The following is a 13,988-nucleotide window of genomic DNA, read 5'->3' as shown; positions in this document are numbered from 1 at the left end:
CCGCAGCCAAATCACTGGCCAAGCCGGTCAGGATCGCCATATAAGGCAGGCAAAATTCGGGAATTTTCATGAGCGCGCTGGCCAACCACGCATTCGCCAAGATGAACGGCATCGGCAACGAGATCGTCGTCGTCGACATGCGCGATTCTGCCGGCCGCATCACGCCTGATGATGCCCGGGCGGTCGCATCCGCGCAGGGCGGCGTGCCCTATGACCAGCTCATGGTGCTGCAGAAGCCGCGGCTCGACGGCACCGAAGCGTTCATCAGCATCTACAACAATGACGGTTCGGAGGCCGGCGCCTGCGGCAACGGCATGCGCTGCGTGGTGCGCCGGATCTTCGAGAAGAGCGGACAGACCACGGCGACCTTCGAGACCGCGGCCGGCCTGCTCAATGCCTGGCAGGGCCCGGCGCACGATCTCTACACCGTCGACATGGGCGTGCCGAAGTTCGGCTGGCAGGACATTCCGCTGGCGGAAGAGTTTCGCGATACCCGCTACATCGAATTGCAGATCGGACCGATCGACAATCCGATCCTGCATTCGCCGTCCGTGGTCAGCATGGGCAATCCGCACGCGATCTTCTGGGTCGACGACGTCAACGCTTATGATCTCGAGCGTTTTGGTCCGCTGCTGGAAAATCATCCGATCTTTCCCGACCGTGCCAACATCACGCTCGCCCACATCGTCGATCGCGAGCACATCACCATGCGCACTTGGGAGCGCGGCGCCGGGCTGACCCGTGCCTGCGGTTCGGCGGCCTGCGCGACCGCGGTTGCAGCTGCGCGGCTGAAGCGCACCGAGCGCAAGGTCGAGATGACGCTGCCGGGCGGCAAGCTCGGCATCGAATGGCGCGAGCGCGACGACCACGTGCTGATGACGGGTACGGCGACCTTCGAATATGAAGGCAAGTTCGATCCGGCGCTGTTCGCGCCGGCCGGCTGATGGCCGTCGACATCGTCACCTTCGGCTGCCGCCTCAACGCCTTCGAGGCCGAGGTGATCCGCAGCAAGGCAGAGAGCGCGGGGCTCGAAGACACCATCGTCATCAACAGCTGCGCCGTCACCAACGAGGCGGTGGCGCAGGCGCGGCAGTCGATCCGCAAATTGAAGCGCGAGCGGCCCAATGCGCGCATCGTCGTCACCGGCTGCGCGGCGCAAACCCAAAGCGCGATGTTTGCCGGCATGACCGAGGTCGATCGCGTCGTCGGCAACGACGACAAGATGCGCAGCTCCGCGTGGCAGGAGACGCGCAACGCCTTCGATCTTGGCACCAGCGAAAAAATCGCCGTCAGCGACATCATGGCTGTCAGGGAGATGGCGCCGCATCTGATGGACGGCTATGCGAGCGGCCTGCCGCGCGTCTTCGTGCAGGTGCAGAACGGCTGCGACCATCGCTGCACCTTCTGCATCATTCCCTATGGCCGCGGCAATTCACGCTCGGTGCCGATGGGCGCGGTGGTCGATCAGGTGCGGACGCTGGTGGAGCGCGGCCATGCCGAGATCGTGCTGACCGGAGTTGATCTCACCAGTTACGGCACGGACCTGCCCGGCGCGCCGAAGCTCGGCCTGCTGACGAAGCAGATCCTGCGGCACGTGCCGGAGCTGAAGCGGCTGCGCATCTCCTCGATCGATTCGATCGAGGCAGATGGCGACCTGCTCGATGCCATCGCCGACGATGCGCGCCTGATGCCGCATCTGCATCTGTCGCTGCAGTCGGGCGACGACATGATCCTCAAGCGCATGAAGCGGCGGCATTCGCGCCAGGATGCGATCGCATTCTGCGATCGGGTGCGCCGCCTGCGGCCGGATATTGTCTTCGGGGCCGACATCATCGCTGGCTTCCCCACCGAGACCGAGGAGATGTTTTCGCGCTCGCTCGATCTGGTCGGGGAATGCGGACTGACGTTCCTGCACGTCTTCCCTTATTCGCCGCGCCCCGGCACGCCGGCTGCAAGGATGCCGCAGGTGGCGGGGCCGGCGATCAAGGAACGCGCGAGGTGCCTTCGCGCCGCCGGCGAAATTGCGTTACGGCTGCGGCTGCAGGCCGAGATCGGCGCAACGCGCGATGTCTTGATCGAGAGCGAAGGGCAGGGGCGTACCCAGCACTATCTGCCGGTGGCGATTGCAGGCGAGCGCGTCGGTAGCGTCGTGCCGTTGACGATCGCAGGCAGCGACGGCGAGCGGCTCACGACATAGCTACGAGGCCCGCACCTGCCAGAAGCGCAGCGTCCGCCGCGCATTCTCCGGCGACATACGTGCGAAATTGTTTTGCGCCCTCGCAAGATCCGCCGGCTTCATCGCGCCGGTCGCAAACCGGCTTTCGAGCACGGCGGCTGTCGTTTCCCAGCTCAGCAGCGCCGCCTTGCACGGCACCAGCAGGCCGTCTTCGCGCAGGCTCTGCATCAGCGGGCGAATCACCTCGACGGTCGACCCGGACAGCGCCGCCAGCGCAGCCACGGCTTCCTCGTAGCGCCGATGTCTCGCGAAGCCGAGCAGCGTCGCCTCGTTGAGTTGGCCGGTTGCCTTGAGATTTGCGATCGCCCGCTTGGCGCCTTCGAAATCGCGCACGCCCGACATCTCGCGCTCGACACCGACGGTGACGGCGGCGATCGCGCTCTGGATTTCCTCGAACAGATCGGGCGGCGCGCGTGACAGCAGGCGGGTGCGGACGGCATCCGTTGCGGAACGCAGCAAGCGGCGGCGCAGATCCGACGGCAGGTCGACGCGGACGCCGATGCTCACGGCGAGCTCGGGATCGCTTTCGGCTTGTCCAACGATGACCGCGAATCCCTTTCCGGACATGCGCGCACCGGGATTGGTGGCAAGGCGCCTGCTGACGCTGGGATAGCGCCGCGCCAACAGCGCGTCGGTGACGATCTCCTTCAGCCACCAGCGACCGGCAACGGCGAGCAGATGCGGCTCGCCCTTGCTGGAGGCGATCTTCACCAGATCGTCCTCGTCGAGGCGGGCGGATTCCTGGAGCACGGGACCTGCGATGCGGATCTCGTCGTTGTTGGCGAGGCGGCGGATCACGGAGGGCGGCGCCTGCGCGATCGGCGCGAGCTGGGCGCTGATTTCGGCGAGCGCAATGCGCGCGCCCATGTCGGCGATGGCGCGCAGCTCGATGGTGCCGATCAGCCGCTCGAGCACGTCGTCGAACAGCGCGACCTGCTCGTCGTTGAAGCTTCCGGCGGAGGACAGGAACAGGTCGGTGACGCGCCGGGCGGTCTCCAGGCCCTTTTCCGCCGAGCCGGTCCGGATCGCGGACTCGACCTCGTCGATGATCGATAGCTGGGCCGTGGACATGACGCGTTGCTCGTCCTGAGCGGATGGGAAGCTTGTTCTAAGCAACCGCTATCATTAGCGACGAGCACTGAACGTTTCGTAAACCATGCCTCCTTGAGGTCACTATTCCCCGTTCCACCCGCAAGCCTTGAGCTTCTCGTGCATGTGGGGTGGCGCCGGCGCGACCACGCGGATCGGTTCCTTGTTCCTGGAGATCGGGACCACGATCTCGCGGGAATGCAGATGCAGCTTCGGCTCGCCGAAGCGCGGGCCGTTGCCATAAATGTTGTCGCCGAAGATCGGCCAGCCGGTCGCGGACGAATGCACCCGCAATTGGTGGGTCCGCCCGGTCACCGGTTCCATCGCGAGCCAGGTGAAACCTGCGCCCCGGCCCATCACCTTCCAGTTGGTGACCGCCTTCTGTCCCTCGGGGTCGGGCTTCTGCCACCAGCCGCGTTCCGCATTGAGCCGGCCGAGGGGCATGTCGATGGTGCCTTCGTCCTCGGCAGGGCCGCCCTCGACCACGGTCCAGTAGGTCTTGCCGATCTTGCCGTGCTTGAACAGGAGGCCGAGCGAGGCGGTCGCCTTGCGGTGGCGGCCGAGCACGAGGCAGCCGGAGGTGTCCTTGTCCAGCCGGTGGGCCAGCACCGGCGGACGCGGCAGGCCGAACCGGAGCGCGTCGAAGGAGTCCTCCAGATTGGGCCCGCCCTTGGGGCCGCGATGTACCGGTAGCCCGGCCGGCTTGTCGATGATCAGCATCAGGCCGTCGCGGTGGAGCACGCGGCCCAGGATCTCATCGGCGGTCAATTCGGGAACATCGAGCAATTGCAAGACTTTCGTTTGGGGGCGGGAACGGCTAACACACGCCCGCCATGAACGATACCACGTCAGATCCCCCCAAGCTGAGCTGGTGGCGCCGCCTGTCCAACGGGCTGAAGCGCACCTCGTCCTCGCTCGGGACCGCGGTTGCCGATCTCGTCACCAAGCGCAAGCTCGACCGCGCCATGCTCGACGACATCGAGGACGTGCTGCTGCGCGCCGATCTCGGCACCTCTGTCGCGGTGCGGATCGCGGATGCGGTCGGCACCGGGCGCTATGACAAGGCGATCTCGGCCGACGAGGTCAAGGACGTGGTCGCGACCGAGGTCGAGAAGGTGCTGGCACCGGTGGCGAAGCCGCTCGAGATCGATACGTCCAGGAAGCCGTTCGTCATCCTCGTGGTCGGCGTCAACGGCTCCGGCAAGACCACGACGATTGGAAAACTCTCGCAAAAGTTTGCCTCCGAAGGCCGCAAGGTGATGCTGGCCGCCGGCGACACGTTTCGCGCGGCCGCGATCGAGCAGCTCAAGGTCTGGGGCGAACGTACCAGAACGCCGGTCATCGCGGGCGCCCAGGGTTCGGACTCGGCCAGCCTCGCCTTCAATGCGCTGACCGCGGCGAAAGAGCAGGCCATCGACGTGCTCCTGATCGACACCGCCGGCCGCTTGCAGAACAAGGCCGAGCTGATGAACGAACTCGAGAAGGTCGTGCGCGTCATCCGGAAGGTGGACGCTTCGGCGCCGCATGCGGTGCTGCTCGTGCTCGACGCCACCGTCGGCCAGAACGCGCTGTCGCAGGTCGAGGCCTTCCACCGCACTGCGGGCGTGACGGGCCTGGTCATGACCAAGCTCGACGGCACCGCGCGCGGCGGCATCCTGGTGGCGCTCGCGGAGAAATTCAAATTGCCGGTGCATTTCATCGGCGTCGGCGAAGGCGTCGACGATCTCGCGCCGTTCACCGCGCGCGATTTCGCCCGCGCGATCGCCGGAATCGAAAGTTAGAGAATGGACAAGACCCAGCCGCATCCGCTGTTCAAGCTTGCGACCGAGCTTGGTCCGCTGCTCGTGTTCTTCTTCGTCAATGCGAAGTTCAACCTGTTTGCCGCGACCGGCGCCTTCATGGTCGCGATCGTGGCGGCGATGATCGCGTCCTATGTGGTGACGCGCCACATCCCGATCATGGCCATCGTCACGGGCGTGATCGTGCTGGTGTTCGGCACGCTGACGCTGGTGCTGCACGACGAGACCTTCATCAAGGTCAAGCCGACCATCATCTACGGCCTGTTCGCCGCGATCCTCGGCGGAGGTCTGTTGTTCGGTCGCTCCTTCATCGCCGTGATGTTCGACCAGATGTTCAACCTGACGCCGCAGGGCTGGCGCATCCTCACGCTGCGCTGGGCGCTGTTCTTCACCGGCATGGCGGTGCTGAACGAGATCGTCTGGCGCACCCAGAGCACGGACTTCTGGGTGAACTTCAAGGTGTTCGGCGTCACGCCCATCACCATGATCTTCGCCATCGCCCAGATGCCGCTGACCAAGCGTTACGGTGTCGAGCCGGCCTCGCTGGAAACCAGCGAAGCCGAGGCGGGGGATATCAGGAAGGGGTAGTCGGATGGAGTCATTCCGGGTTCGATGGTGTCGCATCGCCCCTGAATGACGATGACTACTTCAGCGCCTTTTCCATCTGCGGCAGCAGCACCGTCCGGTAATTGTCCGGCGTGATCGGACCGACCAGCTTGTAGACGATGGTGCCTTCGCGGCCGACGACGAATGTCTCGGGCACGCCGTAGACGCCCCATTCGATCGAGGCGCGGCCGTTGGCGTCGGCGCCGACGCGGCCGAACGGGTTGCCGTAGCGGCCGAGGAAGCGGCGCGCGTTGTCGGGCGCGTCCTTGTAGTTGATGCCGACGATCTGGAAGCGCTTGTCCTTGGCGAGCTCGGTCAGCAGCGGCGCCTCGTCGTGGCATGGCACGCACCAGGAGGCCCAGACATTGACGAGGCTGACCTTGCCCTTGAACGCGGCGGGATCGAGTCCCGGCACCTGCGCGCCGCCGGCCTGCAATCCCTCGAGCGGCGGCAGCGCGGTCTGCGGCGCGGGGTGGCCGATCAGTGCGGAGGGAATCCGCGACGGATCGCCGCTGCCGAGCCGGAACCAGAACAGCACGGCAAGTCCGAGGAAGGCGAGCAGCGGCAGCACCATCAGGAAGGTGCGGCGCTGCGGCGGTGCCGAGGTCGTTTGGTCGCTCATGGCGTGTCCATAGCGCGGCGGCTGGAGCGGCGGGTGACGCCGCTGCGCTCGAGCTGGCGCAGGCGCTCCGTCTGGTTGCGATAGTCGATGATGACCCAGCCGATCAGGAGCGCGACCACGATTCCGGCCGCGACATAGGACGTCACGATGAAGGAGGCGTATGGACCGAGCGACATCTTATGCAGCCCCTTCTGGCGCGTTTTCCTGGCGCGAACCCGGATCCACCGAAAATGCGACGCGGCTCGCCTGCATCATCTGCAGCGAGCGCACGCGCCGGCGCAAGATTTCGTTGCGCATCGCAGCCAGATGCAGCGTGACGAACAGCAGCGTGAACGCGACCGCCATCACCAGCAGCGGAATCAGGAACGCCTTGTCGAGCGTCGAACCGCCCATGCGCATCACCGAGGCCGGCTGATGCAGCGTATTCCACCAGTCGACCGAGAACTTGATGATGGGAAGATTGAGTGCGCCGACCAGTGTCAGCACGGCCGCGGCGCGCGCCGCGCGCGAGGGATCTTCCACCGCGCGCCACAGCGCCATCAGGCCGAGATACATCAGGAACAGGATCAGCACCGACGTCAGCCGCGCATCCCATTCCCAATAGGTGCCCCACATCGGCCGGCCCCACAGCGAGCCCGTGAGCAGCGCCAGGAAGGTGAAGCTGGCGCCGATCGGAGCTGCGGCTTTCGCAGCGACGTCGGCGAGCGGATGCCGCCACACCAGCGTGCCGAGCGAGGCCACGCTCATCACGCCCCAGACGAACATCGACAACCACGCATTGGGCACGTGGATGAACATGATCTTCACGGTCGCGCCCTGCTGATAATCGTCGGGCGCAACGGCGGATTGATAAAGGCCGATCGTGAGCAGGATGATTGTCGCGGCCACAAGCCATGGCAGCACCCGCGCCGAGAGCGCGAGGAACCTGGTGGGGTTGGCGAGGTCGATCAGCGACATGGTATCCTGATAATCACCGGGGGCTGCTCACGCAATCAGCATGAAAGCGCGCAGCGAAAGTTGATCGGGGTCAAGGCAACCGGCTAATTTCAATCCAGTCCATGCTTCAGGCTCGCCGCCGCCGCGAACGGGCCGATCACGAGGCTGACCAGCGACAGTGCGCAGAGGATCGAGAACGGCGCGCCGAATGACAACGGCCCGGTGATCGCGGCCTGCGAGGCCGCAACCCCGAAGATCAGCACCGGGATCGACAGCGGCAGCACCAGCACGGCCATCAGCAGCCCGCCGCGGTGCAGCGTCACCGCCAGCGCCGCACCGATCATTCCGGTGAAGGTCAGGGCAGGTGTGCCGGCCAGCAGCGTCAGCGCCACGGCGCCGGTCGCGACCATGTCGAGATTGAGCAAGAGGCCCAGCACTGGGGTTGCAATAATCAGCGGCAGGCCCGCGGCCAGCCAATGCGCCAGCGCCTTGGCCGCGCAGGCGAGTTCCAGCGGCGTCCGGCTCATCGTGATCAGGTCGAGCGAGCCGTCCTCATGGTCGGCCATGAACAGCCGGTCCAGCGTGAGCAGGCTCGCCAGCAGCGCGCCCAGCCACAGGATCGCCGGCCCCAGCCGCGACAGCAGCGCCAGGTCCGGCCCGACCGCGAACGGCATCAGCACGACCACGGTCAGGAAGAACAGCACGCCGATCAGCGCTCCGCCGCCGACGCGGAGCGCGATCCGGATGTCCCGGCGGATGAGCGCGGAGAGAGCGGTCATGGGGAGGCTCCGGCGGCCGCGGCGAGGCGGCCATGAGTGCCCGGCTCGCACTCCAGACCAACTGCGCTCCCTCCCCCCTTATGGGGGAGGGTGGGGGAGAGGGAGAGGGGTAGCAGAGGAAATTGTGCGCTTGATCGCAGGGAGGAACGTCGGCCGACTGAGAAAGTCCGCGTGTGGCACCCCCCTCCCTGACCCTCCCCCACAAGGGGGGAGGGAACGGAGGGAGCCGTGCCTAGCCGCTTGGAAAACTGAGGGTCGTACCGCCTCACGTCACACCCCCAATCCGAAGCTCCCGCGATTCGATGCCGAGCGGCCCATGGGTGGCGGCGATGATCAGGCCGCCGCGCGCCAGATGGTCGCGCATGAGCCCGCTAAACATCTCTTGGCCTGCGGCATCCAGCGCCGTGGTCGGCTCGTCCAGCAGCCAGACCGGGCGGCGGACCGTCAGCAGCCGGGCCAGCGACAGCCGGCGGCGCTGGCCGGCGGACAGGAAGGCGGCGGGCAGATCGGTGGCATGGTCGAGGCCGACGGTGGCCAGGCTCTCAGTCGCGTCACAGCGCACGCCGCCCAGAAATTCAGCCCAGAATGACAGATTTTCAGCCACGCTCAGCGCCGGCTTCAGGGCATCGCGATGACCGAGATAGTGGCACTGCTCGGGCAGCGTCATGTCGGTGTCGCCCCCGTGCAGTACGATCGTGCCGCCGGCCGGCATCAGCAGCCCGGCGATCAGCCGCAGCAACGAGGTCTTGCCCGCTCCGTTGCGTCCCACGACCGCCACGGCTTCGCCGGAGACCGCCTCGAAATCGAGCCCGGAAAACACCTCGCGGCCGCCCCGCACGCAAACCACCCCGCGTCCGGACAGCTTCATCTGACCTGGTACCAACCCGTTCAAAGCCAGGCCTCAGGAAATCTTGGGGTAGCGCATCAGAATTTTTGGCTCGCGACTTGCTGGGTTCGATTGTGGCTGTGGCGGCGCGGTTAGAAAGCTTCTATAAGCCCGGAACTACTTGATGCAGCAACTCAACCTGTCCCTGCAAGCGACCCAGCCTGCTTCGCTGACGGTGTTAAAATACCCTGCCGGGTATAACTAACAATTGGGATTTCCTACATGACCTCGCTCGACAGCTTCAAATGCAAAAAGACCCTCAAGGTCGGCGCCAAGACCTATGTGTATTACAGCCTGCCCACGGCGGAGAAGAATGGTCTGAAGGGAATTTCGAAACTTCCCTATTCGATGAAGGTCCTGCTCGAGAACCTTCTGCGCAACGAGGACGGCCGCTCGGTCAAGAAGGAAGACATCGTTGCGGTCTCGAAGTGGCTGCGCAAGAAGTCGCTGGAGCATGAGATCGCGTTCCGCCCGGCCCGCGTGCTGATGCAGGATTTCACGGGCGTCCCGGCCGTGGTCGATCTGGCTGCGATGCGCAACGCCATGCAGAAGCTCGGCGGCGACGCCGAGAAGATCAACCCGCTGGTTCCGGTCGATCTCGTCATCGACCACTCCGTGATCGTGAACTTCTTCGGCGACAACAAGGCTTTCGCCAAGAACGTCACCGAAGAGTACAAGCAGAACCAGGAGCGCTACGAGTTCCTGAAATGGGGCCAGAAGGCGTTCTCGAACTTCTCCGTCGTGCCGCCCGGCACCGGCATCTGCCATCAGGTCAATCTCGAATATCTCTCCCAGACGGTCTGGACCAAGAAGGAGAAGATGACGGTCGGCAAGAAGACCGGCACCTTCGAGGTCGCCTATCCCGACTCGCTGGTCGGCACCGACTCCCACACCACCATGGTCAACGGACTCGCCGTGCTCGGCTGGGGCGTCGGCGGCATCGAGGCGGAAGCCTGCATGCTCGGCCAGCCGCTGTCCATGCTGCTGCCCAACGTCGTCGGCTTCAAGCTGAAGGGCGCCATGAAGGAAGGCGTCACCGCGACCGACCTCGTGCTCACCGTCACGCAGATGCTGCGCAAGCTCGGCGTGGTCGGCAAGTTCGTCGAGTTCTTCGGCCCCGGTCTCGACAATCTCTCGGTCGCCGACAAGGCGACCATCGCCAACATGGCGCCGGAATATGGCGCGACCTGCGGCTTCTTCCCCGTCGACGCGGCCGCGATCGACTATCTCAAGACCTCTGGCCGCGCGCCTGCGCGCGTCGCGCTGGTGCAGGCCTATGCCAAGGCGCAGGGCCTGTTCCGCACCGCCAAGTCGGCTGATCCGGTGTTCACGGAAACGCTGACGCTCGACCTCGCCGACGTCGTGCCGTCGATGGCCGGCCCGAAGCGTCCCGAAGGCCGCATCGCGCTGCCCTCGGTCGCCGAAGGCTTCTCGCTCGCACTCGGCACTGAGTACAAGAAGGCCGAGGAGCCCAACAAGCGCTTCGCCGTCGAAGGCAAGAACTACGAGATCGGCCATGGCGACGTCGTCATCGCCGCCATCACCTCCTGCACCAACACCTCGAACCCGAGCGTTCTGATCGGCGCCGGTCTCTTGGCCCGCAACGCCGCTGCGAAGGGCCTCAAGGCAAAGCCGTGGGTGAAGACCTCGCTCGCCCCGGGCAGCCAGGTCGTCGCCGGATATCTTTCCGATTCCGGCCTCCAGGCCGATCTCGACAAGGTCGGCTTCAACCTGGTCGGCTTCGGCTGCACCACCTGCATCGGCAATTCCGGCCCGCTGCCGGAGGAGATCTCGAAGTCGATCAACGACAACGGCATCGTCGCTGCTGCCGTGCTCTCCGGTAACCGCAACTTCGAAGGCCGCGTCTCGCCGGACGTGCAGGCGAACTATCTGGCCTCGCCGCCGCTGGTCGTCGCCCATGCGCTCGCCGGCAGCGTCACCAAGAACCTCGCGGTCGAGCCGCTCGGCGAAGGCAAGGACGGCAAGCCGGTGTACCTGAAGGACATCTGGCCGACGACGAAGGAGATCAACGCCTTCATGAAGAAGTTCGTGACCGCGTCGATCTTCAAGAAGAAGTATGCCGACGTGTTCAAGGGCGACACCAACTGGCGCAAGATCAAGACGGTCGAGAGCGAGACCTATCGCTGGAACATGTCTTCGACCTACGTGCAGAACCCGCCCTATTTCGACGGCATGAAGAAGGAGCCGGAGCCGGTCACCGATATCGTCGAAGCGCGTATCCTCGCGATGTTCGGCGACAAGATCACCACCGACCACATCTCGCCGGCCGGCTCGATCAAGCTCACCTCGCCCGCCGGCAAATATCTCAGCGAACACCAGGTGCGTCCGGCCGACTTCAACCAGTACGGCACGCGTCGCGGCAACCACGAAGTCATGATGCGCGGCACCTTCGCCAACATCCGCATCAAGAACTTCATGCTGAAGGGCGCGGATGGAAATATCCCCGAAGGCGGTCTGACCAAGCACTGGCCCGACGGCGAGCAGATGTCGATCTACGACGCCGCGATGAAGTACCAGCAGGAGCAGGTGCCGCTCGTCGTGTTCGCCGGCGCCGAGTACGGCAACGGCTCCTCGCGCGACTGGGCTGCGAAGGGTACGCGTCTGCTCGGCGTTCGCGCCGTGATCTGCCAGAGCTTCGAGCGCATCCATCGCTCCAACCTGGTCGGTATGGGCGTGCTGCCGCTGACCTTCGAGGAAGGCACCTCCTGGTCCTCGCTCGGCCTCAAGGGCGACGAGAAGGTCACGCTGCGTGGCCTCGTCGGCGACCTCAAGCCGCGCCAGAAGCTGACCGCCGAGATCGTGTCGGGCGACGGCAAGCTCCAGCGCGTTTCGCTGCTGTGCCGCATCGATACGCTGGACGAGCTCGACTACTACCGGAACGGCGGCATCCTGCACTACGTGCTGCGCAAGCTCGCGGCCTAGAGCATGATCCGGACCCGAAGGGCCGCGTTAGCGCAAAGTGCGCAGCGGTTTTCCGGAAAGATCATGCTCCAACGACAATCTAAAGTGCGCTGGGCGCACTTTGGCGCGCGAATTTGTGAACGGTGGCTCACTGCGACGTGAGTAGAAGGTTAAACGAAGGCGGCCTATCAAAAGGCCGCCTTCGTACGTTTGCGGCATGCTTCAGATGGGCCCGCCCGGCGCAAAGCGCGTGTTGGACGGTTGAACGTGCCGCGCCCGTAAGACTACGGTGACCATCCGGCGATAAGATCTCCCCCACGAGCTACCATGTGTGACGTTCGACATGACTGGAATGATGGCCTCTAATTTCGTCTCGCGCTGGTCCGGTGCATTCTGGTCGGGAGCACTCGGCATCTGCGCCATCGTCGCCGTTGTCCGTCCCGCCGAGGCCGACCCGCGCGCCGTGGTCGAGCTCTTCACATCCCAGGGCTGCTCGTCCTGCCCGCCCGCCGACAAGGTCATCGGCGACCTCGCCAAGGATCCCTCGATCATCGCGCTGAGCATGCCGATCGACTATTGGGATTATCTCGGCTGGAAGGACACGCTGGCGGATTCACGTTTCTCGGCGCGGCAGCGCGCCTATTCACGCATGCGCGGTGACCGCGAAGTCTATACCCCGCAGGCCGTGGTCAACGGCGCCGTGCATGTCATCGGCAGCGACCGCTCCGGCATCGAAAACGCGATCGACAAGACGGACCTGGGCGCGGGCGTGATGAGCGTGCCGGTGACGATGTCGCTCGCGGGCAAGCAGATCAACGTGTCGGTCGCAGCGAGCAGGGAGCCGACGGTCTCGCATGGCGAAGTCTGGATCTGCTCGATTGCGAAATCGGTGCCGATCGAGATCGGCCGCGGCGAGAATCGCGGACAGCAGATCACCTATCACAACGTCGTGCGCAATCTGCTCAAGGTCGGCGACTGGAACGGGCGTCCCGAAAGCTGGAGCGTGCCGCTCGAGAATCTGACGTCGCGCGATGGGGTCGACGGTGCGGTGGTCTATGTCCAGGACGGTAGCCGCGAGAAGCCCGGTGCGATGCTGGGCGCGGCGTATACGTCGCTGCACTAATTCGAAACTCTCCAGTGTCGAGATTGCTCTCGCTCCTCATGGTGAGGAGCGCGTTCATGCGCGCGTCTCCCTGAGGATCAGGGGCGAGAGTGATGGCGCCGATGAGGGAGCAGGTCATCGAGGCAGACACACCCGGACACAAACAAAAAAGGACCAACTCGCGTTGGCCCTCCTTGTCGCGCGTACAGACCCGATCCTGTTCGACCCCGGGGGGCTGGGGGCTGAGGAATCCGGAACCGAAAGGACCGGGTCAACGCACACCAGCCTTTTCGCAACGCAGGGCGGCAGGCGATGGGCGGAAAAGCGGCGATCCTGTGATTCCTGCTAACGATCCCGTGACGCTTTGCCGCCGGGAATTTCAACCGTTGCATGTGTCATGATTCGCAACCGGCCGGCGAGATGGCCCCCAGTTCTCATGTGGTTCTAAAGTGGTTCTCATGTGGTTCTCGTGGGCACTTCAAGAGCCCCTTGCGGCGGGGAACGGTTGGCGCAATCATGCAATTGTCATGATCCGCGGCTCCGGGGACGGTCTTCGCGGGGGCGGTCATGCTGACACGACAGGAGGCGCCCCATGAGTTTGACGTCGGAGGATGCCGATCCGAGCGAGCAGCGCGCAGTGGCGCGCCCCGCCGCTGCGAATGCCCAACCCGGCCGGGTGACGTTCGACCGGCTCGAACTGCACCGAATTCTCAATCTCTATGGCCGCATGGTCGCCGACGGCGAGTGGCGCGACTATGCCATCGACTTCCTGAAGGACCGCGCGGTGTTCTCGGTCTATCGCCGGGCCTCCGAAGTGCCGATCTACCGCATCGAGAAAGATCCGCGGCTCGCGCGCAAGCAGGGCATGTACAGCGTGATCTCGGCGACCGGCCTGATCCTGCGCCGCGGCCACGAGCTCGAGCGCGTGCTGCTGGTGATCGACAGGAAGCTGGCGGTGGTGTGACGACCTTCGGTCGTCATTCCGGGGCGCGACCGAAGTCGCGAACCCGG

At 65.0% G+C, this 13,988-nt stretch carries 14 protein-coding genes; 7 read left to right on the top strand and 7 right to left on the bottom strand.

Features of this window, described 5'->3' with window-relative positions:
- The first annotated feature begins 68 nt into the window (after window positions 1-68).
- Together dapF and mtaB are read left to right on the top strand one after the other, a co-directional pair.
- Window positions 69-944, top strand: a complete 876-nt coding sequence (gene dapF / locus QY049_RS23255; RefSeq protein WP_194478926.1) for a diaminopimelate epimerase — start codon at window positions 69-71, stop codon at window positions 942-944.
- Window positions 944-2,197, top strand: a complete 1,254-nt coding sequence (mtaB, locus tag QY049_RS23250) for a tRNA (N(6)-L-threonylcarbamoyladenosine(37)-C(2))-methylthiotransferase MtaB (protein ID WP_258764542.1) — start codon at window positions 944-946, stop codon at window positions 2,195-2,197. The genes dapF and mtaB overlap by 1 nt, the downstream gene beginning before the upstream one ends.
- Here the strand turns inward: mtaB and QY049_RS23245 are convergent, their stop codons facing one another.
- Both QY049_RS23245 and QY049_RS23240 read right to left on the bottom strand, forming a co-directional pair.
- A complete protein-coding gene (locus QY049_RS23245; protein ID WP_194478928.1) occupies window positions 2,198-3,307 on the bottom strand; it encodes a DUF2336 domain-containing protein in 1,110 nt (369 codons plus the stop codon).
- Between the two features lie 102 nt (window positions 3,308-3,409).
- On the bottom strand, window positions 3,410-4,111 hold the full coding sequence (locus tag QY049_RS23240; protein ID WP_258767098.1) for an RluA family pseudouridine synthase: 702 nt from the start codon (window positions 4,109-4,111) through the stop codon (window positions 3,410-3,412).
- A 47-nt stretch (window positions 4,112-4,158) separates the two neighbouring features.
- Here QY049_RS23240 and ftsY point away from each other — a divergent pair, with 47 nt between their 5' ends.
- Together ftsY and QY049_RS23230 are read left to right on the top strand one after the other, a co-directional pair.
- A complete protein-coding gene (ftsY, locus tag QY049_RS23235) occupies window positions 4,159-5,106 on the top strand; it encodes a signal recognition particle-docking protein FtsY (RefSeq protein WP_258764543.1) in 948 nt (315 codons plus the stop codon).
- Between the two features lie 3 nt (window positions 5,107-5,109).
- Complete coding sequence (locus tag QY049_RS23230; RefSeq protein WP_194478931.1) at window positions 5,110-5,712, top strand: septation protein A; 603 nt, start codon at window positions 5,110-5,112, stop codon at window positions 5,710-5,712.
- A gap of 55 nt (window positions 5,713-5,767) precedes the next feature.
- On the opposite strand, the gene QY049_RS23225 is transcribed toward QY049_RS23230, so the two are convergent.
- The 5 genes from QY049_RS23225 to ccmA form a co-directional block, all read right to left on the bottom strand.
- Entirely contained in the window at window positions 5,768-6,352 is a 585-nt protein-coding gene (locus QY049_RS23225) for a DsbE family thiol:disulfide interchange protein (RefSeq protein WP_194478932.1), read from the bottom strand.
- A complete protein-coding gene (gene ccmD / locus QY049_RS23220) occupies window positions 6,349-6,528 on the bottom strand; it encodes a heme exporter protein CcmD (RefSeq protein WP_258764544.1) in 180 nt (59 codons plus the stop codon). Before ccmD ends, QY049_RS23225 begins: the two co-directional genes overlap by 4 nt.
- A 1-nt stretch (window position 6,529) precedes the next feature.
- A complete protein-coding gene (locus tag QY049_RS23215) occupies window positions 6,530-7,309 on the bottom strand; it encodes a heme ABC transporter permease (RefSeq protein ID WP_258764545.1) in 780 nt (259 codons plus the stop codon).
- Between the two features lie 89 nt (window positions 7,310-7,398).
- Window positions 7,399-8,067, bottom strand: a complete 669-nt coding sequence (gene ccmB, locus QY049_RS23210) for a heme exporter protein CcmB (RefSeq protein ID WP_194478935.1) — start codon at window positions 8,065-8,067, stop codon at window positions 7,399-7,401.
- 265 nt (window positions 8,068-8,332) lie between these two features.
- On the bottom strand, window positions 8,333-8,935 hold the full coding sequence (gene ccmA / locus QY049_RS23205) for a heme ABC exporter ATP-binding protein CcmA (protein ID WP_258764546.1): 603 nt from the start codon (window positions 8,933-8,935) through the stop codon (window positions 8,333-8,335).
- 240 nt (window positions 8,936-9,175) lie between these two features.
- On the opposite strand from ccmA, the gene acnA reads away from it, so the two are divergent.
- The 3 genes from acnA to QY049_RS23190 all read left to right on the top strand — a co-directional run bounded on the left by acnA (window position 9,176) and on the right by QY049_RS23190 (window position 13,941).
- Complete coding sequence (gene acnA / locus QY049_RS23200) at window positions 9,176-11,896, top strand: aconitate hydratase AcnA (protein ID WP_194478937.1); 2,721 nt, start codon at window positions 9,176-9,178, stop codon at window positions 11,894-11,896.
- Between the two features lie 322 nt (window positions 11,897-12,218).
- Entirely contained in the window at window positions 12,219-12,998 is a 780-nt protein-coding gene (locus QY049_RS23195; protein ID WP_194478938.1) for a thioredoxin family protein, read from the top strand.
- A gap of 571 nt (window positions 12,999-13,569) precedes the next feature.
- Window positions 13,570-13,941, top strand: coding sequence for a DUF2794 domain-containing protein (locus QY049_RS23190; RefSeq protein WP_258764547.1), 372 nt, complete (start codon window positions 13,570-13,572; stop codon window positions 13,939-13,941).
- Window positions 13,942-13,988: the final 47 nt, after the last annotated feature.

The organism is Bradyrhizobium sp. WYCCWR 13022 (assembly GCF_030435535.1).
Taxonomy (GTDB): Bacteria; Pseudomonadota; Alphaproteobacteria; order Rhizobiales; family Xanthobacteraceae; genus Bradyrhizobium.
This window is presented reverse-complemented; position numbering and strand designations above follow the sequence as displayed.

Excerpts from the sequence above, each read along its gene's own strand:
- QY049_RS23195 (WP_194478938.1), top strand. The coding sequence starts at position 12,219 with ATGACTGGAATGATGGCCTCTAATTTCGTCTCGCGCTGGTCCGGTGCA.
- ccmB (WP_194478935.1), bottom strand. The coding sequence starts at position 8,067 with ATGACCGCTCTCTCCGCGCTCATCCGCCGGGACATCCGGATCGCGCTC.
- QY049_RS23230 (WP_194478931.1), top strand. The coding sequence starts at position 5,110 with ATGGACAAGACCCAGCCGCATCCGCTGTTCAAGCTTGCGACCGAGCTT.
- ccmD (WP_258764544.1), bottom strand. The coding sequence starts at position 6,528 with ATGTCGCTCGGTCCATACGCCTCCTTCATCGTGACGTCCTATGTCGCG.
- ftsY (WP_258764543.1), top strand. The coding sequence starts at position 4,159 with ATGAACGATACCACGTCAGATCCCCCCAAGCTGAGCTGGTGGCGCCGC.
- QY049_RS23190 (WP_258764547.1), top strand. The coding sequence starts at position 13,570 with ATGAGTTTGACGTCGGAGGATGCCGATCCGAGCGAGCAGCGCGCAGTG.
- dapF (WP_194478926.1), top strand. The coding sequence starts at position 69 with ATGAGCGCGCTGGCCAACCACGCATTCGCCAAGATGAACGGCATCGGC.
- mtaB (WP_258764542.1), top strand. The coding sequence starts at position 944 with ATGGCCGTCGACATCGTCACCTTCGGCTGCCGCCTCAACGCCTTCGAG.
- QY049_RS23225 (WP_194478932.1), bottom strand. The coding sequence starts at position 6,352 with ATGAGCGACCAAACGACCTCGGCACCGCCGCAGCGCCGCACCTTCCTG.
- ccmA (WP_258764546.1), bottom strand. The coding sequence starts at position 8,935 with ATGAAGCTGTCCGGACGCGGGGTGGTTTGCGTGCGGGGCGGCCGCGAG.
- QY049_RS23215 (WP_258764545.1), bottom strand. The coding sequence starts at position 7,309 with ATGTCGCTGATCGACCTCGCCAACCCCACCAGGTTCCTCGCGCTCTCG.
- acnA (WP_194478937.1), top strand. The coding sequence starts at position 9,176 with ATGACCTCGCTCGACAGCTTCAAATGCAAAAAGACCCTCAAGGTCGGC.
- QY049_RS23245 (WP_194478928.1), bottom strand. The coding sequence starts at position 3,307 with ATGTCCACGGCCCAGCTATCGATCATCGACGAGGTCGAGTCCGCGATC.